The organism is Enterococcus sp. SMC-9, from assembly GCF_021011285.1.
In the GTDB taxonomy this organism is placed as follows: Bacteria; Bacillota; Bacilli; order Lactobacillales; family Enterococcaceae; genus Enterococcus_C; species Enterococcus_C montenegrensis.
The window spans coordinates 107920-129841 of the sequence record NZ_JAILYE010000006.1; the positions used below are offsets into that span (position 1 = coordinate 107920).

Annotated in this window: 20 protein-coding genes and 2 pseudogenes; 3 read left to right on the forward strand and 19 right to left on the reverse strand. The window is 37.6% G+C overall.

Features of this window, described 5'->3' with window-relative positions:
- Positions 1-74: 74 nt before the first annotated feature.
- The 7 genes and pseudogenes from deoC to K4422_RS10545 form a co-directional block, all read right to left on the reverse strand.
- A complete protein-coding gene (gene deoC / locus K4422_RS10515; RefSeq protein ID WP_230711077.1) occupies positions 75-737 on the reverse strand; it encodes a deoxyribose-phosphate aldolase in 663 nt (220 codons plus the stop codon).
- Positions 738-877: 140 nt separating this feature from the next.
- Positions 878-2179 carry a pyrimidine-nucleoside phosphorylase gene (locus tag K4422_RS10520; protein WP_230711078.1) on the reverse strand — a complete coding sequence of 434 codons (1302 nt, stop codon included), beginning with the start codon at positions 2177-2179 and terminating at the stop codon, positions 878-880.
- Positions 2180-2303: 124 nt separating this feature from the next.
- Entirely contained in the window at positions 2304-3323 is a 1020-nt protein-coding gene (locus tag K4422_RS10525) for a LacI family DNA-binding transcriptional regulator (protein WP_230711079.1), read from the reverse strand.
- 180 nt (positions 3324-3503) lie between these two features.
- Positions 3504-4426 (reverse strand): annotated as a pseudogene (locus K4422_RS10530) (LacI family DNA-binding transcriptional regulator).
- Between the two features lie 24 nt (positions 4427-4450).
- A complete protein-coding gene (locus K4422_RS10535) occupies positions 4451-4729 on the reverse strand; it encodes a hypothetical protein (protein ID WP_206903352.1) in 279 nt (92 codons plus the stop codon).
- A 189-nt stretch (positions 4730-4918) separates the two neighbouring features.
- The gene (locus K4422_RS10540) at positions 4919-5524 is read right to left on the reverse strand and encodes a class I SAM-dependent methyltransferase (protein WP_230711080.1); all 606 of its coding nucleotides are present in this window, start codon (positions 5522-5524) and stop codon (positions 4919-4921) included.
- Between the two features lie 4 nt (positions 5525-5528).
- Complete coding sequence (locus K4422_RS10545; RefSeq protein WP_230711081.1) at positions 5529-6101, reverse strand: SGNH/GDSL hydrolase family protein; 573 nt, start codon at positions 6099-6101, stop codon at positions 5529-5531.
- A gap of 237 nt (positions 6102-6338) precedes the next feature.
- Between K4422_RS10545 and coaA the strand changes: the two genes are divergently transcribed.
- Both coaA and guaA read left to right on the forward strand, forming a co-directional pair.
- Positions 6339-7262, forward strand: coding sequence for a type I pantothenate kinase (gene coaA, locus K4422_RS10550; RefSeq protein ID WP_230711082.1), 924 nt, complete (start codon positions 6339-6341; stop codon positions 7260-7262).
- Positions 7263-7344: 82 nt separating this feature from the next.
- On the forward strand, positions 7345-8910 hold the full coding sequence (gene guaA, locus K4422_RS10555; protein WP_230711083.1) for a glutamine-hydrolyzing GMP synthase: 1566 nt from the start codon (positions 7345-7347) through the stop codon (positions 8908-8910).
- 67 nt (positions 8911-8977) lie between these two features.
- On the opposite strand, the gene K4422_RS10560 is transcribed toward guaA, so the two are convergent.
- The 4 genes from K4422_RS10560 to K4422_RS10575 all read right to left on the reverse strand — a co-directional run bounded on the left by K4422_RS10560 (position 8978) and on the right by K4422_RS10575 (position 11543).
- The gene (locus tag K4422_RS10560) at positions 8978-10171 is read right to left on the reverse strand and encodes a site-specific integrase (RefSeq protein ID WP_000237798.1); all 1194 of its coding nucleotides are present in this window, start codon (positions 10169-10171) and stop codon (positions 8978-8980) included.
- Positions 10172-10197: 26 nt separating this feature from the next.
- On the reverse strand, positions 10198-10398 hold the full coding sequence (locus tag K4422_RS10565) for a DUF3173 domain-containing protein (RefSeq protein ID WP_000633909.1): 201 nt from the start codon (positions 10396-10398) through the stop codon (positions 10198-10200).
- 495 nt (positions 10399-10893) lie between these two features.
- Complete coding sequence (locus tag K4422_RS10570; RefSeq protein WP_000845144.1) at positions 10894-11124, reverse strand: helix-turn-helix domain-containing protein; 231 nt, start codon at positions 11122-11124, stop codon at positions 10894-10896.
- Complete coding sequence (locus K4422_RS10575; RefSeq protein WP_000804878.1) at positions 11121-11543, reverse strand: RNA polymerase sigma factor; 423 nt, start codon at positions 11541-11543, stop codon at positions 11121-11123. The genes K4422_RS10570 and K4422_RS10575 overlap by 4 nt, the downstream gene beginning before the upstream one ends.
- 531 nt (positions 11544-12074) lie before the next feature.
- Between K4422_RS10575 and K4422_RS10580 the strand changes: the two genes are divergently transcribed.
- Complete coding sequence (locus K4422_RS10580) at positions 12075-12428, forward strand: helix-turn-helix transcriptional regulator (RefSeq protein ID WP_001227349.1); 354 nt, start codon at positions 12075-12077, stop codon at positions 12426-12428.
- Between the two features lie 57 nt (positions 12429-12485).
- Here K4422_RS10580 and K4422_RS10585 read toward each other — a convergent pair whose 3' ends face one another.
- The 8 genes and pseudogenes from K4422_RS10585 to K4422_RS10620 form a co-directional block, all read right to left on the reverse strand.
- A complete protein-coding gene (locus tag K4422_RS10585) occupies positions 12486-12671 on the reverse strand; it encodes a cysteine-rich KTR domain-containing protein (protein ID WP_413926387.1) in 186 nt (61 codons plus the stop codon).
- A gap of 100 nt (positions 12672-12771) precedes the next feature.
- The gene (tet(M), locus tag K4422_RS10590; RefSeq protein ID WP_000691737.1) at positions 12772-14691 is read right to left on the reverse strand and encodes a tetracycline resistance ribosomal protection protein Tet(M); all 1920 of its coding nucleotides are present in this window, start codon (positions 14689-14691) and stop codon (positions 12772-12774) included.
- A gap of 15 nt (positions 14692-14706) precedes the next feature.
- Positions 14707-14754: pseudogene (locus tag K4422_RS13660) on the reverse strand (hypothetical protein); the annotation flags it as partial.
- 313 nt (positions 14755-15067) lie between these two features.
- Complete coding sequence (locus K4422_RS10600; protein WP_000584387.1) at positions 15068-15997, reverse strand: conjugal transfer protein; 930 nt, start codon at positions 15995-15997, stop codon at positions 15068-15070.
- Between the two features lie 16 nt (positions 15998-16013).
- Positions 16014-17036 carry a bifunctional lytic transglycosylase/C40 family peptidase gene (locus K4422_RS10605; RefSeq protein ID WP_000768374.1) on the reverse strand — a complete coding sequence of 341 codons (1023 nt, stop codon included), beginning with the start codon at positions 17034-17036 and terminating at the stop codon, positions 16014-16016.
- Entirely contained in the window at positions 17033-19060 is a 2028-nt protein-coding gene (locus K4422_RS10610; protein WP_000192390.1) for a CD3337/EF1877 family mobilome membrane protein, read from the reverse strand. The genes K4422_RS10605 and K4422_RS10610 overlap by 4 nt, the downstream gene beginning before the upstream one ends.
- On the reverse strand, positions 19057-21510 hold the full coding sequence (locus K4422_RS10615; protein ID WP_000941001.1) for an ATP-binding protein: 2454 nt from the start codon (positions 21508-21510) through the stop codon (positions 19057-19059). The genes K4422_RS10610 and K4422_RS10615 overlap by 4 nt, the downstream gene beginning before the upstream one ends.
- Positions 21494-21889, reverse strand: coding sequence for a conjugal transfer protein (locus K4422_RS10620; RefSeq protein WP_000723886.1), 396 nt, complete (start codon positions 21887-21889; stop codon positions 21494-21496). The genes K4422_RS10615 and K4422_RS10620 overlap by 17 nt, the downstream gene beginning before the upstream one ends.
- Positions 21890-21922 lie beyond the last annotated feature (33 nt).

Sequence of the window (21922 nt, forward strand, 5' to 3'; positions counted from 1 at the left end):
CAAATTTACCTATTGTAATCGTAATTGACGTTTAGTAAATTCAATCGAAATATCTTGTTTCACTTGTCCAAATTTTAGTAGCCGCCGCCTTGGGAGCCAGTCACGATTGCTACACTAGCCGAAGTACCCAGCCGGTTAGCACCCGCTTCTACCATTGCCATTGCTTCTTGTTCATTATGAATGCCCCCAGAAGCCTTCACACCCATTTCTGGTCCGACTGTTTGACGCATCAAGCGTACGTCTTCTACCACAGCCCCCCCAGTTGAAAAACCAGTTGAAGTTTTCACAAAATCTGCTCCCGCTGCTTTAGCTAATTCACAAGCTTTTACAATTTCTTCGTTATTTAGTAGCGCTGTTTCAATAATCACTTTAACTAATGCTTTATCTTTTGCTGCCTTTACCACCGCTTCAATATCTTGTTGAACTTTTTTAAATTGGGCAGATTTTAGCGCACCAATATTGATTACCATATCCACTTCATCTGCACCATTATTGATGGCATCTGTTGTTTCATAGGCTTTAACTTCTGATGTGTTTGCCCCTAAAGGAAAGCCAATCACCGTACAAACAGCTGTCGGTTCACCTTTTAACTGTTCTGCCGCAAAACTTACCCAAGTTGGGTTGATGCAGACAGAATAAAAATGGTATTGTTTTGCTTCTTCAATAATACGTAACACATCTTCTTGTGTTGCGTCTGCTTTTAAAATTGTATGATCGATCATGCGATTTAATTCCATGTTTTGTACAACTCCCTAAATATTTTAATTGCTAAATTTTCTTTGAACTATAAAATAAATCAAAATTTTAATTAAAAACTTTTATTATGACTATTTTACCATGTATCTCGCAATTCAAAAAATGATTCTTGAAAAGGCAATCATTTCGTGATGATGTCGTGAATTAGCGGAGGTTCAGTGGCCGTCGCGCCAATTTCAATATTTTGATAAAGTAACGCTTCTACAGCGGCAACATCTTCTGTATTGCTGTAAATGGTCAGTAGTGCCTCACCTTCTGCAACTTTATCACCAATTTTTTTGTGCAATTTTAAACCGACAGCATAATCGATTTCATCTTCTTTTGTCTTACGACCTGCCCCTAAAAGCATTGCTGCAATACCGATTTCATTGGCTACTAATTTTGTGACAACACCACTTTTTCTAGCTGGCAATTTTATTTCATATTGGGCAGTTAGTAAACGTTCTGGCTCATCTACGACGGTTTCATCTCCGCCTTGGTTTTTAATCATCTCTTTGAATTTTGTTAGTGCTTTACCAGAAGTCAGTGCTTCTTCTAACATTTTCCGCGCTTCTTGTAGCGTCTGAGCTTGTTTGGCTAACACGACCATTTGGCTGCCCAATGCATAACACATTTCTACTAAATCAGCCGGTCCAGCGCCTTTTAGCGTGTCAATCGCTTCAACGACTTCTAAGCTATTTCCAATTGCCTCACCCAAAGGTTGTGACATATCCGAAACAACCGCCATTACTTGACGATTGGCTAAATTGCCGATGCGCACCATCGTGTGGGCCAAGCGCCGTGCGTCTTTTATATCCCGCATAAAAGCACCATCACCAGTCGTAACATCTAAAACAATGGCATCCGCACCAGAAGCAATTTTTTTACTCATAATTGAGCTGGCAATTAACGGAATCGAGCTGACGGTTGCAGTGACGTCCCGCAAAGCGTAAAGTTTTTTATCCGCTGGCGCCAAATCACCTGATTGACCAATCACAGCCACTTTACTTTCGTTTACGATTTTAATAAATTCTTCGTCTGAAATTTCAATTTTAAAACCTGGGATGGCCTCTAATTTATCTAACGTTCCGCCAGTAAAGCCCAAACCACGACCAGACATTTTTGCAACAGGAACTCCCACACTTGCCACCAGTGGTGCGAGCACCAAAGTAGTAGTATCTCCCACCCCACCGGTAGAATGTTTATCTACTTTGATTCCTTCAATTGAAGATAAATCGATAACTTCTCCAGAATGTGCCATCGCTAAAGTTAAGTTCGTAATTTCTTCATCTGTCATATCTGTAAAATAAATCGCCATCAACAAAGCGCTCATTTGATAATCTGGAATATCACCTTTTGTGTATTCTGTAATAATAAAGTCAATTTCTTCTTTAGATAACAATTGACCATCACGCTTCTTTTCGATTAAATCGACCATTCGCATGCCTTTTCCTCCTTAAGTCCAGTGTTATTATACAACAATAATTCAATTGGTAAACCACTTTAGTAAAACAGTTTACCTAATAAACCCCAACCTGTTAAAGCGCTTACAGGAGCAATATACTGTATTACTCCTCACTTGTCAAGGTCATCACACTCTCACGAATAATTAATTTAGTATCAAATACTTTATTCGGAATTCGTCGTTTGGGAAACTCGATTGCGTCGACTAAAAATTTAGCGGCGTAAAAACCAATATCAAAAGCTGGTTGCAAAACGGTAGTTAACGGAGGTGTCACGTATTCCGTCAAATTCAAGCCATCAAATCCAATCACCGAAATATCTTCTGGCACTTTTTTTCCTAATTCATAAATTGCCTGGTAACAGCCGATTGCCATCGAATCATTGCTACAAAAAATAGCTGTTAATTCTTTTTGTCGCAATAGTTCCTTAGCAGCTTGGTAACCACCAGCTACTGTTAACTCATTTTCTACCACATAGCGTCCTTTATAGGCGATACCGTGATCTTTTAAGCAATGACGATACCCATTAAACCTCTCTTGCAATTGGTAATAGCCGGTACTTTCTTTTAGCATACCGATGTTTTGGTGCCCTTGTGCGATAAGATAACTTACGGCTTGATAAGCACCTTCGTAATCTTTGACAATTAAACGGCCATTGCTGCGTTGGTTAATCCCGCGATCAATTAAAATCGTCGGCATGTTGTGATAAATTGGGCTCCCAATTTCATAGCCACTTGGCAATAAATGCGGCGTTGCAAACAAAACCCCGTCTACTGAACGGTGACTAAGTTCTTCTAAATACGTAATCTCTTTTTCTTGGCTTTGCTGGGAGTTACACAAAATAATCATATAGCCAAGCGGATTAACATAACGTTCTGCCCCTTCGACTACTTTTGAGAAGAAAAAATCTGTCACATCTGGAATAATCATCCCAATTGTTTTTGAGCGACGATTAATCAAATTAGACGCAAAAAAATCAGGCTTATAGTGATATTTATTTACGATATCCCAAACCCGTTGCCTGGTTTCATTACTAAAGCGCGTCCCCTTATTATTTAAAATTTGCGAAACCGTTGTCACAGATACCCCTGCCATTTCCGCAATTTGTTTAATGGTCATCTTCATTTTAATCCCCCCACAAGCCCTAGTGTACCAAAATCTACTTTAAAAAAATAGCGGGTGAATTATTCTTGCGACAAATTTTCTGATGTCTTTTTACCTCATGGAAATAAAGTAATGAAAAACTTTTCCCAAAATTTTCAGCAGCTAAAAAGACCTCTATAGAAAAAACTACAGAGGTCTTTTTTATCGAATTATCAACTGATGTGGAATTGTTATTTGCGCTTTTTTTCATCATAAAAAAGTTGGAAGGCTGCTTTGCCACATTGCTTTAATTGATGATCAACGGTTGAAAAATGAAGGAGTTGGCTCACCAATAAATTTTCCCGACCAATGACCAAAGGCTGTGCATCTGAAGGGTATTGCGCTAAAATCATCGCAGCGACTTCATCGCCATTGGTGATAATTCCATCCACTGCTTGCTCTTTAAAAAATTCTGCCGCTTGAATGCCGTCTTCAGCATGAATACAGTCCCAAAAAATGTTGTCTGCTGAAAAATTAGGAAAGTATTTTTGGCTTTGTTCAATGGTTAAAATAGAATTACCACTTATGCGCTTACTGCGCCCTAGCGTTAACCCCAAGCGCTTCACACCTTGTTCTTTTAAGTAGAGGATGCTTTCTTTTAATGATTTAGCCAAATCAATGGCAACATAACTGATTTCTTTTAAGCCAGAAGCCTCACAAAAAACAATATTATTTTTTTTAAGATAAGGTAAAAAAACATCCATGTGATTGGCTCTGGTTGTCACGATTAACCCGTCAAAACTTTTAGCTGCTAACTCTTCTAAATAACTTTTTTCTAGCTTTTTATCATAATTAGTTGGCAGTAATGTAATTTTATATTGGTGGGCAAAAGCGGCCCGCATAATGCCTTTTAATAACTGATTATAAAAAGGATGATCTACAAAAGGGACAATGACCCCCACATTACGCGTCCGGCCTTTACTTAAATTTTGCGCAGTCCGATTCGGTTTATAATCCAGCTCTGCCATTACCTGCAAAACTTTTTGTCGCTTATCTTCGGCCACATAGGGATGATTGTTGATCACCCGTGAAATGGTCGTCACCGAATAACCCGTTAGTTTTGCAATATCGCGAATGTTTGCCACTTTTCCCACCTCGTCTCTTACCTGTTATACAGCTACTTGTAATTGATTATATAAATAGTCTATCACAGCAAGCCCCGCTTCATAAACTTGGCAACTCATCTCATCTTTGCCAAATGAAAAACGTCGTCCCCCATAATATTCATCAAAAACTTGCCAATCTAAATCACAAATTTTCTCAGATAAAATTTGGCGTGCTTGTAGGCCGCTGACATCATGTAAATTAAGTTTTCCCGCTGAGACTTCCACTTGCACATAATAAAGCTGGGTACAACCATTTTTAGTTAATTTCACATACGTAAACATCTTTCATTCCCCCTATTTTTTGTTTCATATTTAACATTATAAAAAAGCACTTTCTTTGCTTTCTTCCAACTACATTTAGAGCATAATGTATGAAACTCGTTTCAGAGCAAGGAAAAAGTTTATTTTTTTTACAGCAAAAAAACAACTCTTCCCATTTAAATTTTCCTGGGAAAAGTTGCTTTTTATTCATTAATCTTCTTTTACACTTTGCAAAATATAGTAGCCTTTGTCTTTTGTTAAAATTTCACAGTTGCCAAAGACTGCTTGCATTTTTTTCTCGGCGCTAGGAGCACCTTGTTTTTTTTGAATGACCACAGTCAATGTGCCGCCTGGCATAAGTAAGGAATAGGCATCGCTTAAGATAGCATGAACAACTTTTTTACCGGCACGAATTGGCGGGTTACTTAAAATTGCAGCATAGCTTGTCTTTTTTACGTCTGCATAAATGTCACTTTCATGAATGTCGACATTTTCAATTTGATTGCGGCTCGCATTGCCACATGCCAAGTCAATTGCCCGCTCGTTAACATCCACCATTTCAACAAAGCGATCGGTTGTCGCCGCTATCGCCAACCCAATCGGGCCATAGCCGCAGCCGACATCAAGCAATGCTCCGGCTGGCAAATTATTAGCAGTAAAGGTTTCAATTAAAACTCTCGAACCATAATCGATTGTATTGCGGGAAAAAACGCCGCTATCGGTCACAAAGCGCAATCTGCGCCCTTTTAGTTCAAAATCAAATTCAGCAAAGTCGTGGGCCGCATTGGGTTGATTGGTATAATAATGATCACTCATAATTTCATCCTAATAGTTTATTTTTAATATCCCGCGCAATTAGCGCTCCTAATAGATGATACCCGAATTTTGATGGATGTAAACCATCACTTTGTAAAAATTCAGCTGGATCTGGGTAAACTTCCATATGATGATACATATCAATGTAGTTCACACCAGTTTCTTGTGCGATATCTTTTGCCATTGCAATATATTTCACGAGTGTTTCTTTATTTCCGGCGGTTTTAATCGTCAGATCTACCCAGCTTGGGCCAACTAAAATGACTTTTTCAGCTGGAAAAGCCGTAATCATTTTTTTCAAGTTTTCGCCGTATTCTTTCACGTTCTCACGATTGTTGATAGCATCATTAATGCCAACATTAATTGCGACAAAATCAGGATTTTCAGCTTCTGCTTTAGGTAATTGTTCCAAAGCTGTAGCACTTGACGCACCACGTTCTCCCAAATTAACTACCGTATAATCTGGAAAGCCCATCCCTGTTAGTGTATCTGTCACATATTCATTTAATAAGTCTGTGACTTGCCCTTCAAAAAAACCGGCTGCGATACTATCGCCCATTATTACAATTTTTTTCATGTTCCTCGCTCCTTTAAAATTTTTTTAAATTCAACGTAAACCTATTTTACAGCTTGCCCTGAAATATCATCCATCTTTATACTAGCAGAAAGACCGTTAAACTGCATTTATTTGTGTTTTTACTGATAATAGCGACCATTATGTGTTAAAATGTTCGCGAAGTCCTAGCGCATATTGTCATATCCGCTATGGAAATGTTGTTGGCTTTTTCTGAAAAATAGCCAAAAGGAGTCGCTCATGGAGGAAAAAATGAATTACTACAAAATTTCCCGTCAAGAATGGCAGGGATTTTACAATAGTAACAATATGCCCTTAACCCAAGAAGAATTGGATGGCATCAAGAGTCTAAATGACCGCCTATCGATGCAAGATGTCGAGGATGTTTACATTCCGTTGTGTCATTTGATTCATTTATATATGAAAGAAGCAGAATCACTCAACTTAAGTAAAGGTCTCTTCTTACATCGTTATGTCAAAACACCACCTTTTATTATCGGAATTGCAGGTTCAGTGGCGGTGGGAAAATCAACCACTGCTCGCCTAGTCCAAACATTACTTTCGCGGCTATTTCCTAGACGTAATGTCCAACTAATTACAACCGATGGTTTTTTATACCCAAACCAAGTATTAGCCCAAAAAGGGATCATGGATCGCAAAGGTTTTCCCGAAAGTTACGACATGGAACGTTTGATCCAGTTTTTAAATGAAGTAAAATCTGGCAAGAATTCCATTCAAGTACCTGTTTATTCCCATAATGTTTACGATATTATCCCCGATGAATTTGAATTGATTGAACAACCAGATATTTTAATTGTCGAAGGGATTAATACGTTGCAACTACCACAAAACCAACAAATTTACGTTAGCGACTTTTTTGATTTCTCACTTTTTGTCGATGCTAAGCCCGAATTAATTGAACAATGGTATTTGGAACGTTTTGAACAATTACTGGATACCGCCTTTTTAGATCCAACCAATTATTATTATCAATTTGCCATTGGCGATCGCAAAAAAGCGGTTAAAATGGCTGAAAGCGTCTGGCAAAATGTGAATTTGAAGAATTTAGAAGAGTACATCTTGCCTACTAGAAGCAGAGCAGATATAATTCTCCATAAAACAAACCATCATTTAATTGATGAAATCTATTTGCGAAAATATTGATTTTATTTTCATGCCTGTTAAACTGCTTGTAAGAAGCTTACTTCTTTACAATAAATAATCTGAAGAATCGAGGGATTTAACTGTGACAAATGTTGACCACCTGCCGACAGTCGAAAAGATTATCGTTTTGGACTATGGTAGCCAGTACAACCAATTGATTACACGCCGCATTCGTGAATTTGGTGTCTTTTCTGAATTGATGAGCCACAAAATCACCGCAGAAGAAGTCAAAGCCATTAATCCAAAGGGAATTATTCTTTCCGGCGGACCAAACAGCGTTTATGATGAAGGCGCCTTTGGCATTGATGAAGAGATTTTGAAATTGGGAATCCCAGTTCTAGGTATTTGTTACGGCATGCAGCTAATCACTTATAAATTAGGTGGTAAGGTTGAGCCCGCGTTAAACAAAGAATACGGTAAAGCTGAACTAGAAGTAACTGCCGATGACGCAGAACTTTTTGTCGGTACACCGAAAAAACAAAACGTTTGGATGAGCCACGGTGATTTGGTAACACAAACACCAGCAGGTTTTGAAGTTGTAGCAACAAGTAAAGATTGCCCAATCGCTTCTATCCAAAATAAAGAAGAAAAAATTTACGGTATCCAATTCCATGCTGAAGTTCGTCACTCTGAATACGGCAATGAATTATTGCGTCACTTTGCAATGGATGTCTGCCAATGTAAAGGCGACTGGTCAATGGATAACTTCATCGAAATGCAAATTGCGCAGATCCGTGAAACTGTCGGTGATAAAAAAGTATTACTTGGATTATCCGGCGGCGTTGACTCCTCTGTTGTTGGCGTCTTATTACAAAAAGCCATTGGGGACCAACTAACGTGTATCTTCGTTGACCACGGTCTTTTACGTAAAGATGAAGGCAAACAAGTAATGGAAAGCCTTGGCGGTAAATTTGGCTTAAACATCATTAAAGTTGATGCTCGCGACCGTTTCTTAGACAAATTAAAAGGTGTTTCTGACCCTGAACAAAAACGTAAAATTATCGGTAACGAATTCGTCTATGTCTTTGATGACGAAGCAACAAAACTTGCCGGTGAAGAAGGTATCTCATTTTTAGCTCAAGGTACTCTTTACACTGACGTCATTGAATCTGGTACAGAAACAGCACAAACCATTAAGTCTCACCACAATGTTGGCGGTCTACCAGAAGATATGCAATTTAAATTAATCGAACCATTAAACACGTTATTTAAAGACGAAGTGCGGGAATTAGGAACACAGCTTGGCATGCCTGATGCTATCGTTTGGCGCCAACCATTCCCAGGCCCTGGTCTTGGCATTCGTGTCTTAGGTGAATTAACCGAAGAAAAATTAGAAGTCGTGCGAGAATCAGATGCTATCTTACGAGAAGAAATCGCCGCAGCCGGCCTTGACCGTGACATTTGGCAATACTTCACTGTCTTACCTGGTATTCGCTCAGTTGGCGTAATGGGAGACGGCCGTACGTATGATTACACTGTCGGTATTCGTGCCGTTACTTCAATCGACGGCATGACAGCAGACTTTGCTCGTATCCCTTGGGATGTCTTACAAAAAATCTCTGTCCGCATCGTCAACGAAGTAGACCACGTAAACCGAATCGTGTACGATATTACCTCTAAGCCACCTGCAACTGTAGAGTGGGAGTAGTTGTAGGAGAGCCAGAAATCCTTGTTTATCAAGGGTTTCTGGCTCTTCTTATTTTTTTACTGCACTTTTATTGCACTTTTTTCATTTCTTTGTTTCGCAAGTAGTCTACAGTAAATTGATTCTTTGGTGAAGTATCATAATTTTGTTTTGCTTCTTTAAAGGAAATGGCTCCATTTAATTTGTTAGCTACCTCAAAATTACTGTTAGGATAAAGATGTCCATACGTTCCTAAAGTCGTCTCAATATCTTCATGTCCTAAACGGTCTTTAATGATGAGTGGGTTTTCTCCCATACTGATTAACAAGGAAGCATGCGAATGCCGTAAACCATGAATTCTGATTCGATGAATACTAGCCAGCTTAGCATAGCGTTCAATAGCATGTGCTAGCGTATGTTTTTGGGTAGGAATACCGTTATAGCTCATTACAAAGTCTGTCTGAATTAGATTTTGTTGTGCTTTCTTCCATTCGGATAGATAATTTAGAGTACATTCATCTAATACAATATGACGAACACTCGCCTTTGTTTTTGGTTCAACAAATCTATAATCCGATTGATTCTTGTAATAAAGTGTTTTGTTGATGGTTAGTACTCCAGAGTCAAAATCAATATCTTCCCATTGAATGGCAGTAGCTTCACCAATTCGCATTCCAGTCATAAATAAAAACCACAGAGAGATAAATAAAAAGTGTTGATAGTAATCTTCTTTATAAATTAGAGAGATTACTTTTTCAAATTCTTCTTTTGTCCAAAATTCAATTTTAGACTTTTGCTTTTTCACATTGCCAATAATCTTAGATGGATTTGTGGTGGTTATCCCAAGGACAATTGCTCGATCCATAGCAACTGAAAATAGTCCTTGAACAGCTCTCACATAAGAAGACTTACATTTCTTTGATAATTTTAGTTGCCAATTTTGCACATCAATAGGCTCAATATCGGAAACAGCCATTTTATCAAAATAAGAGAAATGTTTCTTAATAGTTGGTAAGCGATTTTCATATGTTCTGAGCTTTACCTGTGTCTTATACCATGGAAGAAAAATTTCAAAGATATAATGATTAAACGTCATTTTATCCTTATTCTCACTTAATTCTTCTGGTTTCATCAGTAGTAGTTTTGAATATTCTTCTCTTGCTTCTTTTTTAGTAGTGAATCCACTACGATATTTTTGAATTTTTTTTCCTTTAGAATCATAACCTAGATTTGCACGAAAATAATAGGTTCCATTCTTTGCTTTTTTTATTGGGTCTTTAACCATAGTTTTTACTCCTTACTGTGCAAAAACTACTCAGACCTGTTTTCATTTGAAAACCGAATTCCTAGAATTTCTTCAACAGCTTCACGAGGGACTCTATCTAACTTTCGAGATTGATAGTAGGTATGCCCTTTTGTAATCATCAATTCTTTTGCTTTTTTTATGATGTCTGCTGAAAAAGAAGTTCCATATCCTAGCTCAACTAAATCTTTTTTTGTGACCGTTATCATTATTACTCCTTTCCCATTATAGGCTAGGAAAACTCCAATATTCACCTATAATTATATCAAATATTTTTATGATAATACATTGACAAGAGAAGAATATCCCAGCAATCGAACAGCTCTAGCAAAGCTCACGGGCATTTCACCCCTGCATGATTTTCATGTAGCCGTACCCATTGTCTGCGACGCTACTAACGCTCGGACTGTGGCTATACGGGAGTATCATTATCACGATAAGAAAGTCATGGCAACAATCCTGCTAAAGATTGTTTACGAAGTTTTAACATGAATCGCTCGCTATCTTCATAGATCATGGCGTGTTAGTTCGTTGGCTCTTTTCTTATCGAAACGTATTCGATTGGCTTTATTCAATTGTCAAAGAACGTTTGGCTTGTTAGCCTATCAAAACATACTGAACATACAGTAGGCTTTGATGGAATAACAAACCTCCCAAATCGGGAAGCGTGGAACGGTTCAACACGCTTCCACGAAAAAATGAGATTATTTAATTTCGAACGCTAAAATCTTGGTGATGAGTTTTGTTTCCATTCTGCCACGTAGGGTTTCATCAATAACCATATGAGAATTGCCATATTCGTCTGTCATGCGACGCAAAGAACGTTTTGAGGTATACCCTCGATAATGTTTAACAATCTGATTAATTGCTTCCACGTCGCCATCTGTCGCCTTTACAATGAGGGGGAAGGGAACCCTTGGATAGGCTGTTTTCATTCTTTACACTCCTTCATGAATTCTTTAATCATGGCTAGTCCACTTATTCGATGACGATAAACTGTTGAACGATTTACATTTAGTAATTCTGCAATTTCCACATCACTCATATCCATAAAATAATGAAGTAAAATGATGTTCCGCTTGTTCTCTGGAAGGTGGCGTAAGGCTTCGCTTAACAAATCACTTTCAACATTGATTCTTAATCCATACAATGTGAATAGTTGAAAATCAGTGACATACGTATCAACCGTAGAAAAAGAGGTGACAAGGTAGTTATCTATTTCAGAAAATGAAACTTCTTTTTTGGACAGTCTGCTTAGATGTTTGAAATAATCTTTCCGTTCATCTTCAATGGCTTGTTTGCAGATATAGTCAAACTGATTTTCTATGGTTTCTTGAAAAGAAGATGGTTTCATGTTTTTCACCCCCTTTCTGTCGTGAAAGGGAGTGGCATGTACTTCTTTATCTCCCTTCATACTAAGTCCCGACACGAAAGGGGGATTTGTTGCATAAGTGAAGAAAAATCTTAAAAGATATTCACGAAGTAGCCAAAAAAACACATAAACAGATTGTTTTCTCTGTTCATGTGCTTCAATTGTTCTGTCTATACGATTTGTAAAACCACATTGATGGTCATATTTATCTAGTGTAGGTGGGTAAGTTTTTTTGATAAGAACCTAATTAAGAGAATTAGATAGTGACGTATCTTTTTCATGGCGACTGTGACCTCCATTCAGTCGCCAATTTTATCTACTTTTTAGCAGCATAACTAAATTTTATATAGTTGTATGGGTAAATAAAATCAGCGACCTTTCTATTTGAGATTGGATTTATCACATTCATAAGCATAATAGCGCTCTTAAAAGAACTCACAAACTACATAACACGTTTTTCTATACCTGTTTCCACTTGGATAGGAACAGTAAAATGTATAGAGGTGGTTTATTATGCGTAAAAAAGAAGATAAATACGATTTTAGAGCCGTTGGTCTAGCGATTAAAGAGGCTCGAATAAAACGTGGTCTCACCCGTGAACAAGTAGGAACAATCATTGAAATTGACCCACGTTATTTAACAAATATAGAAAATAAAGGGCAACACCCAAGTACACAGGTGCTTTATGATCTTGTATCATTACTCCATGTGTCTATTGATGAATTTTTCTTACCTACAGATAATTTGATAAAAAGCACTCGAAGGCTACAGATAGAAAAATACATGGATAGCTTTACAGACAAAGAACTATCCTTAATGGAAGCACTAGCAAAAGGTATCAATGAAGCAAGAAATATTGAAGGCTAGTCAGTAAAATTCAGATAAACAAAAAGAGCCGATAAGATGAGAGTTTCATTTCTCAAATTATCGGCTCTGCGTCTTGGCGTCTGGCTCTTTGATTGTTATTATATTCATTTTTTGAACATTAATTAAAGTTTCGTTCTTACATTTGGGGCAGTATAAAGGGAAATTTTTAAGTATAGTATCCACTCGTATTCGTAGTCTTGTTTTATTTCCACAAATAGGACACAATATCCACTTGTAGTTTATAATAACAATCTCCTCCTTTCCACTTTAATTCAAATCTATATTAAAGAATATTTCATCTTATTTAATAAGAAACCATATTTATATAACAACATAAAACGCACTAAGTTATTTTATTGAACATATATCTTACTTTATCTATCCGACTATTTAGACGACGGGTCTGGCAAACAGGTTCGCCAGTGGTAACCTGATATCCTTTTAGCTCTGCTAAACAAACACTAAGCCCATTTGTAAAAAAAGTTAAATCATTGCGATAATCTTGAATACATCGAGCAGGAATTTCTCCAATAATAATGACCTCATTATTTTTCAGTTGAGTATTTACGATATTTGCACAATATTTGGGAGCATCGTTATATGCCCGTGAAAGATATTCCTGTGGTGCATAAACTTTAAAACTAAGATATGGCTCTAACAATTCTGTTCCAGCTTTTCTAAAGGCTTGCTCCAGTACAATAGGAGTAAGCATCCGAAAATCTGCTGGAGTACTAACAGGGCTATAGTATAAACCGTACTTAAAACAGATTTTACAATCCGTCACATTCCAACCATATAATCCTTGTTCGCAACCATAGCGTATCCCTTCCATAACTGCATTTTGAAATGATTGATTTAAGTATCCAAGAGAAACCGAGCTCTCATACTGCATTCCACTTCCCAACGGAAGCGGTGATACAGATAAACCAATGGAAGCCCAGAAAGGATTTGGCGGCACTTCGATGTGAATGGTATATTCTGCATTTTTTAACGGTCTCTCCATATAAATGACTGTAGGCTCTTTTAGTTCTATCTCCACATGATACTTTTCTTGCAACAGTGCACTAATCACTTCCATTTGTACTTTCCCTAAGAAAGAAAGTATAATTTCATGTGTCGTAGAATCCACGTAATATCGTAGAAGCGGATCACTATCTGAGATTTCCAAAAGGGCATCAAGCAACATTTCTCTCTGTTCAGGTTTACTCGGTTCAACAGTTGTTTGTAGTAGAGGGTGCGGATTTTCAATCTTTTTTCTCTGTGGCAATAGTTTTGTATCTCCAAGAACACTATTTAACTTCAAAAACTCATTTTGCAAAATAACAATTTCTCCAGAATAAGCTCTATCAATCTTACATAATTCACCATTTATTGAAGTATACATTTCTGTAACTTTTATTTTTTCTTTTTCTGATACTCTAACCGAATCTCGTAAATGTAGTACTCCACTATAAAGGCGTATATATGCAAGACGTTGTCTTTTTTTTGTATATTCAATTTTGAAAACATTTCCGCAAAGTTCAGACGGACCTCGATGTGTTGATGAATAAAATTTATTAGTAATAACTTCTATAAGGTTATCAATCCCTATATTACTTTTTGCACTTCCATGATAAAGAGGGAACAGAGAACAATTCTGAAATCTTATGCTTTCCTCTTGTTCGAGTTCCAATGCTTCTAATGATTTACCGGACATATATTTCTCTAAAAGGTCATCGTTTCCCTCTATTACCGTATCCCATTGTTCAGATTCGGTAAAGTTCGTCACACACATATTAGGATACAGTTCTACCTTCTGTTTGATTACAATTTCGGCAGAAAGTTTCTCTTTAATATCCTGATAAACCGTTGATAAATCAATTCCATTTTGGTCAATCTTATTGATAAAAAAGATTGTGGGAATCCCCATTTTCCTAAGTGCATGAAATAATATACGAGTTTGTGCTTGTACGCCATCTTTTGCAGAAATCAGTAGAATTGCCCCATCTAAAACTGATAATGAACGATATACTTCTGCTAAGAAATCCATATGTCCTGGCGTGTCTATGATGTTCACCTTCGTATTTTCCCACTGAAAAGAGGTTATTCCTGTCTGAATTGTAATTCCTCTCTGACGTTCTAAAAGCGTATTATCCGTCCTCGTTGTACCTTTGTCCACGCTTCCTAATTCTGTAATCGCTCCACTGTTATATAATAAGCTTTCTGTTAAGGTAGTTTTTCCTGCATCAACATGAGCTAAAACTCCAATATTAATAATTTTCATGTGATTTTCCTCCATTCAAAAACCCAAAAGGGCATAAAAATCCCAGTGATAAATACTTTTATCACTGGGATTTTTATGCATAACCATAGGTATACAAAGCATACAGATATTCTCTGGATACTTTAGAATCACATGATAAAGGTATTCTTAAACTGGGTACAAAAAACTAAGCCCTCCTAAAAAAGGACATCTAATTATTTGTTCCCGCTATCAAATTGACAGTTTATTTAAGAATACCTTGCCGCATATTTATTAACTCCTTTTAAATAGTCACTTAAATAATAGCACGTAAGAGCATATTTGTAAAGGAATCTCCAATTTTTTATCAAAAAGAGTACATGATTACAAAGTATCTGTAATCATGTACCAATATTTGTTATTTTACAATCTTCCAATTATCTTGTTTTTCTAATATCAACTCAAATTGCGAGATTTGGGTTGCCTTTGTTTCTTGATCTAAATATTTCACAGCGACATTCACGATTACTTGGTTATCTTTTCTGGTAAAGATAGGATTCACCAATTCCTCGAAAACATATTCCTTGTTAATCATAGGTAACACATGATTACTTACATAGTAAGTCAATTCTTTTTCTGTGGCGGTAGGATAGAGCTGGAAGAACGTTTCTAAAAAGCTAGTGATTTCGTCCATCGTTTCTGTATCTACTGTATGGTCACTTTCTAGCTGTTTGGGTTGGTAGTCCGATTTTTGAGGTTTCTTACTCATTGTCGGATTTTTGATAATAACCATATTATCTGATTCATCTATATGGACAACCACATGAAAGCTAGACGATATAGTTTCCTTGTCTTTGTCTTCGGTAATAACTTGTTCAACAGAAAACAGTACCTCAAAGGTGTTCTCATTCACTTGAGAAACCTGCCACACCTGTATATCGTTCACACTAGAACTAGTAGGAATATCCTTACGAATCATTTCTTCATTTAATACCTGCAATTCTTCCGTCAAATAATGGGTCAATTTTTCATTTCGTTTATCAATGGCTTCTTGGGATTGTTGCCACGAAAAGTAGTCTTTCGCAAAGGATTTCACAAAACTTTCTACTTGGTTGGTATCGACAATCTGCTGTTTAATGATTTCTGTTTCACGGACAGTATGAGTGTCAATGGCAGTAAAATTTTTATAGATTCCAAATCCGACACTACCAATCAATAAAACCCATAAAACAAAGGTTAATTTCTTATGCGTGCCAACTTTAATCATCGGAACTTTTCTTTGCTTGCTCGGTTTTTTAGATTTCTTTGGTTTCTCCTTCTTTTCTTTTCGCTCGATTTTTATAATCATTTGATTCATTCCTTTCTTAGTTATGAATAACACGTCTAGCCCCAATCAGATGGTCTTGCCAATAACGACTGCTTAAGTCGCCATAACCGATTGGGTCGCCTGCATGATAAAAGCGATTTCCCTCTAAATATATCGCCACATGAGTCACATATGTGCCTGCATTATAGGTTGAATGAAAGAAGATAAGGTCGCCTGCTTGGGCTTCTTCCATAGAGATTTCTTGCGTAGCGTCATACTGATCTTGGGCGACACGAGGGAGAGAAATGCCAGCTTTGTCATACACCCATTGTATTAAGCCACTACAATCAAAAGAGGTGGTAGGCGACGCCCCTCCAAAGACATAGGGAAACCCTTCGTATTTCAAGGCTTCGTCCATAATGACTTGCACGGTTTCATCATCAAATTCTGTTGGGGAAGTGTCGGTTAGGTATTGTGAAACCAACTGAACATAAAACTGATTTCCATAGTTATATCGCCAACCACCATTCACAGGTATGGCTATGGGATTGGGATAGTCTGCTTTTTGACCACCCGACTTCTCTTTAGAAAACTGTTCGGCTAATTCATAGGTATATTTTTTCCCATGACTCCTCACATAATTTAAAAAGCCACCGCCATAATTATAAGATTGGATAACAGAATCTATATCCACTCCTTGTTGTTCTGCACTGGTTAATAATTCACTGAAATATTTAACCCCTTGTTTGATGGACTCTTCGGTACTCAAACTGTTGGGCGGTAAACCCAAAGATTCGGAACTTTGCATAACATCTTCTGCTGTACCGCCCGATTCCACTTGCATAATGGCTAAGATATAAGAAACATAGTCTTCAATCCCATATTCCTTACCATATTTTTCAATCAACGGACGGTGTGCCAACACTTCTGGTGAAACGGTCACACCGCCTTGTGAAATAGAAGAATCCTTGTTGTTTTCGCCACTGTCCGTATCATCTGCAAAGAAAATGACTAGGAATAATAAGAGAAAAAAGAAGAGAGAGAAGACCACACTACAAATCACTGTTATTTTTAGCTTCATGTTTGTTGTCCTCGCTTATCCGTTCTTTTATTTAGCTTCCTCTGATTGAATTGCTTCGGTGGTGTCTTTTGTTTTTGCTCTTTTTTCAATGGTCGCTGATGATTTTCACGTTTAGTGTTTTGTGACAAAACAGGCGTGACGGTTTGCTGACGCTTGCGAACATGCTGCTGGTTATTCTGAACAGGAGATGATGGGTTTTCTTTTCGTCTTTTTTCTTTTGCTTTATCCAGCTCCAAACGCTTTTGAGCAATGTTCTTTCGTTTTTGCTCCTGCTGGTTCATACGCTGTTGTTTGCGTTGAGCTTTGGTATCTGCCATAGATTGTTTAAAGTCTGTTACATTATGAGTGACATTCTCTTTTCCTTGATGAAGGGCATATTTGACATGGGTTGGTGTCGCCTGTATCTGTTGTTTAGCCTGCTTTCTTTTATTGACTAGACGATTTTTCGTGTCCAATACATGGGCTGTCTTTTCACCTAATCGTTGCCCGATACCGCCTTGTTGCTTTTTCACATTGGAAAGTGCTGTTTCTTTCTTTGGTGTAGTCCGTTCATTTTGACGAGTATGGTTAGCTTTATTGGTTTGATTCTGCTTTGTTGTCATTGTCTTTTGCTTCGTTGACCCTGCTTTTCCACGAAAAATCTTACTCATACTGCGTTGAAATCTTCTGGTTTGTCGATTCATCATTTGACGAGGTCTGCGAAACACTTGTCTGCCCATGTTTTGAGAGTCGTTGCTTTGTAAAGAGAATAGGCTCATTAAATCGCCCAGTTTAAAATAAATCCCTGCAAAGGTCACAATTTGTAAAAACATAATCATGAAAAAGGGAGAACTTGCTGACAGCGAATAAAGCATAGTGGAAATACTAAAGGCAACGGTAATAATCAAGGTAATACCAGCCCTTGTCATAATCACATTAAATAACTTGGTAATGGCATGCCTGCCCATGCCATCAAAACTCGGCAACATACTTAATAGGAAACTGATTGGCAAAAACATAGCGAAAATAATAAATAGCACTTGCGAAAAAATCATGATTCCTGTTAGAAGGAAAACAAAAATCGAGATACCAATATTGAATACAAACAAAAAGAAGACCGTTCCTAATCGGGAAATGGTCTTCGGGAGTGTTAAATAGGTATTGTCATGATCTTCAATTTCTTCAATCACTACATTTTCTCTATCTTCACCATTGTTTGTATCTGGACTGGTAGCCAATAACTTTTCCACACGGTCTTCACCTAAGGTTTCTATATCGGTTGAGCCATATTGAAGTAATAACCACGGTTGCTTGACTTGAACAGAAAATAGGCTATCACGTATCATATCCACACTGTCTTTGCCTTGACTATCCGTATCGGGAAGGACAATCTTTGTCCCAATATCTAAACTGGCAGTGCTCACATCTTTGGAAAAATCATTGATTTTCGCAATATAATCGGGAGCATACGCAATAAAGGAAGCTGATAGAATAAACACCACCACAAAATTTAACACAGCTCGTATAGCTTTGGTCGTTTCTCGTTTCACCAGTCCTGTATAGGCAACGTAGATTCCAACAATCAGAATAAAAAGAAGAAGGAAGCCGACATAAAAACCCGAACTGGAAAAGCCATTCGGTGTAATCCCTGCAATGGTCTGCATGTTCTCACCAATCGCTTGAGACGTTTGACTAATGAAATCCAAGGCGTAGGCTTCTTTGACCAAATAGCCTGTGGCGTTGGAAAGATAAAGAGAAATCGTCCAAATGAAATTGGTAATGGCATACAGTCCATACATCACTGATTGCCCTATGCCGTCACTCCAATTCCACGGCAGCCAGCCCCAGCTATTGTCCACATAATAATCAAGCTGATAATGATTTAAACCATACTTGGAATACTCGTTGCTTGTATCAATGGTTTCATCAACTAAGCCTGTTGCTTGTACTGCATTGCCCAGCGTGCCTAATAAAAGTAAAATAACGCCCACACAAAGGAGCGTTATCCAACTATAGTGAAGAAATTTCTTTTGTTTTTGTGTCATTTTTCCCCCTCATTTCGCACAGGCGGTCTGGTATCAAAGGCATGAAGCAACTCTTCAAAAATCGGGTGAAACTGCATAACCCCTACACGACCATAGATGTCTGAAACTAAACATTGTCCATTTTCTAATTCACGTAAGCGTTTCTGATTGTTTTCATCTTCCTTGTCCACGCCAAAAAATTCTAAGGTCTTTTTGATTTCCACTAGGTCAGTGGAACGAAAGGCGAATTTCAAGCCAATATTATTCTTCATCTTTTCATCTAGTAAATCGTCGGCGTTTTGAGTAACGAAATAGACCCCTGCATTCATGGCACGCCCTGCCCGAACTAAACGCATAGATAGAGCTTTTCCTTGTGCCACTTGTAAAAAACTCCAAGCTTCATCAAGGTCAACAATTTTAAAAATGGAACGGTCAGAGTGGATAAAGTCTAAAGCAAAGGTACTAATGACAATCAGCATTGCCACACTTAATAATTCCATGGTGGTGTATTCTTCAAAAGAGCTATTGGAATCGGGTAAGACCAAATCTGCCACTTGAATAATATTGAGTTGTTTTTCCAAGCTAATGGATTGGGTGACATTGCCATCACTGAATAACAGATGGGCAAAATCATAATCGACAAAGCTTTCGATATGGTCAGCAATACTATTGCTGATGGGTGTATCTTCTTTTCGCAATTCATCAATCACCAATAACAACCCTCGTTGTTCGCTTTGAGTGACACTCCGAATCGCTTTACGCAGGACAGGAAACTTCTCGCTATCTCGGCTGGAAATGCCTGTTAAGAACGTGAGAATATCAATGGCTAGGCTTTCTGAATCTTTCGGGAGTTTTAAGATCACATAAGGGTCAAGTAACCCTTTATTGTCGTTCTCACTCGTGAGATTAACGATATTGATTTCATGGGCAATATCAGGTAAGGTTTCTTTCCATTTGCCACGTTCAGCTTTTGGGTCTACAATGATTGCCTGTCCGCCAAAGAGTACCGAATAATAGACCAGCATATTGTTAGAGAATGATTTTCCGCCACCTAATGAACCAATAAAAGCAGACGCTAACGCATTCGTCACAGAGCCTTTAATTCCTTGACTTGCAAGGCTGGGTTGGAGATAAATATTTCTGCCTGTATCGAGATTGTAACCGACGTAAATACCAGAATTTTCACCAAGCATTTGTGTAGCTCCGAAACCAAGACCAGCCAAAAAATCCGACGTGACATATTGAATATAGTCATTGATATATCGCTTGCTTGAGGGAATAAATTCATTATGCAAGCCTAGCATATCGCCAAAAGGTCGTACTAATTTGATAGACAAATCATCATAAAAATCTTTTACTTCATCACAACGTTGTTTCAACTCGTCCAGATTTTTTGCCGATACCCGTACCACATAGCTTAGTTTGTACATGGATTCTTTGGTTTGGTCTAGGTTGGTTTCTAATTCGTCGACAGATTCTAAAGCGTCCACCACATTGGTACTGGTTTCATTGTCGCTTTCCCATGCGTGACTATCCAAGTCTTTCAATTCTTTCTTTTTGTTGCGAACGGTAGACAGAGCTTTTTTATTAGCAACAATTTCAACATTCATGCTGGTATCAATCGGGAAAGTGAACTGTTGTTGCTGGTAATAAAAAATCTCACTATTGGGGAAATCCAATTCGCCGACGATACTGTTAATCGTAAAATACGCCACATAAGTGGTAGTATCTTCCTGTTCCATCCGTAAGTAGCGTTGCTTTTCTTCGATTAAACAGCGAGTGGGTTTAATAATATCGTATTTCTTTACCAACACTTTTTTATCTTCATATCGTTTGGGTAAATGGTAGTCGTAGTCATCAAAAGGAATCCCTGTTTGACCGTAAAGGTGGGCAATGATATACCCAAAATCATCTTTCCCCAATGGGCGAATGTGAAAGCGTCTGGATAATTTACTTTCTAATAACTGTTCCATTTTAGAAAAGCGTTCGATTTCTGACATAGGCATAGAAACAAAATCGCCCATCAACTTGTGATTCACGCCATGAAAGAATTCCGCAAATGCTTTTTGAATGTCTTTGCCAATATTTTTGACCGATACTTCCTGTTCATTCAGCAAGAGTTTAAAACCAATAAAAAAGCGATAGTCCACTTGATTGTCACCAATCATAGAAACTAACGCTTCGGTCTGTTCATCTATTTTTTCGTAAGCTATCTCTTTTAATCGTCCAGTGATTTCTTTTTTCGATTGTTCCTGTGTCGCTCGAATACTTGATTCGGTTGCTAGTTGCAGGGCATGAATCTTACCATCACGATTTTGGGCAATCAATTGACGGAAATTATCATGAACTTGAACTTTTTCATCGGAACTTAAAAAACTGTAATTATAGGGAATTAATTCATAATAAGCAAATACTTCGCCATCATGATTAAATACGAGATTATCTTCGATATATTTAATGGGGTGTGCCATTTAATTGTTCACTCCTTACAATCGTGATTGATTCATTCATTTTTTCTTTATTTAATCGTATTTGTTTGCCAGCATAGGTTATTTTAGGGCGTAGAGCATAGGTAATAATAGATTTTAAAAATCCATAGGGTTTCTTCCCGTCAAAGGTTTTTTGACACATGAACCAAGTGAGGACAACGGGAATCCCTAAGTATTTGAGTAGTGCTCCGTCAATCAAGGAAAGTGGTGGTAAACTGCCAAAGATTATAACGACAAACAAAGAAACGATAAACCATGTCATTTGTGTAAAGGTTATGGGAAAAGGGAGTTGTAAATCATTAATTGCATAAATCACTTTTTCTACTGACCAAATACTGGTGTAACTTCTTATTTTTTTCATGTCTTCACGTCCTTTCCGTAAAAATAGAAAAAG

What these genes read in the sequence shown, in the direction of transcription:
- K4422_RS10580 (WP_001227349.1), top strand. Translation starts at nt 12,075, where the DNA reads ATGCGTAAAAAAGAAGATAAATACGATTTTAGAGCCGTTGGTCTAGCG.
- K4422_RS10615 (WP_000941001.1), bottom strand. Translation starts at nt 21,510, where the DNA reads ATGGCACACCCCATTAAATATATCGAAGATAATCTCGTATTTAATCAT.
- K4422_RS10535 (WP_206903352.1), bottom strand. Translation starts at nt 4,729, where the DNA reads ATGTTTACGTATGTGAAATTAACTAAAAATGGTTGTACCCAGCTTTAT.
- K4422_RS10605 (WP_000768374.1), bottom strand. Translation starts at nt 17,036, where the DNA reads ATGAAGCTAAAAATAACAGTGATTTGTAGTGTGGTCTTCTCTCTCTTC.
- K4422_RS10520 (WP_230711078.1), bottom strand. Translation starts at nt 2,179, where the DNA reads ATGCGAATGGTCGATTTAATCGAAAAGAAGCGTGATGGTCAATTGTTA.
- deoC (WP_230711077.1), bottom strand. Translation starts at nt 737, where the DNA reads ATGGAATTAAATCGCATGATCGATCATACAATTTTAAAAGCAGACGCA.
- K4422_RS10565 (WP_000633909.1), bottom strand. Translation starts at nt 10,398, where the DNA reads ATGATAACGGTCACAAAAAAAGATTTAGTTGAGCTAGGATATGGAACT.
- K4422_RS10525 (WP_230711079.1), bottom strand. Translation starts at nt 3,323, where the DNA reads ATGAAGATGACCATTAAACAAATTGCGGAAATGGCAGGGGTATCTGTG.
- K4422_RS10610 (WP_000192390.1), bottom strand. Translation starts at nt 19,060, where the DNA reads ATGACACAAAAACAAAAGAAATTTCTTCACTATAGTTGGATAACGCTC.
- K4422_RS10545 (WP_230711081.1), bottom strand. Translation starts at nt 6,101, where the DNA reads ATGAAAAAAATTGTAATAATGGGCGATAGTATCGCAGCCGGTTTTTTT.
- coaA (WP_230711082.1), top strand. Translation starts at nt 6,339, where the DNA reads ATGGAGGAAAAAATGAATTACTACAAAATTTCCCGTCAAGAATGGCAG.
- K4422_RS10600 (WP_000584387.1), bottom strand. Translation starts at nt 15,997, where the DNA reads ATGATTATAAAAATCGAGCGAAAAGAAAAGAAGGAGAAACCAAAGAAA.
- K4422_RS10540 (WP_230711080.1), bottom strand. Translation starts at nt 5,524, where the DNA reads ATGAGTGATCATTATTATACCAATCAACCCAATGCGGCCCACGACTTT.
- K4422_RS10560 (WP_000237798.1), bottom strand. Translation starts at nt 10,171, where the DNA reads ATGGTTAAAGACCCAATAAAAAAAGCAAAGAATGGAACCTATTATTTT.
- K4422_RS10570 (WP_000845144.1), bottom strand. Translation starts at nt 11,124, where the DNA reads ATGAAAACAGCCTATCCAAGGGTTCCCTTCCCCCTCATTGTAAAGGCG.
- K4422_RS10575 (WP_000804878.1), bottom strand. Translation starts at nt 11,543, where the DNA reads ATGAAACCATCTTCTTTTCAAGAAACCATAGAAAATCAGTTTGACTAT.
- K4422_RS10620 (WP_000723886.1), bottom strand. Translation starts at nt 21,889, where the DNA reads ATGAAAAAAATAAGAAGTTACACCAGTATTTGGTCAGTAGAAAAAGTG.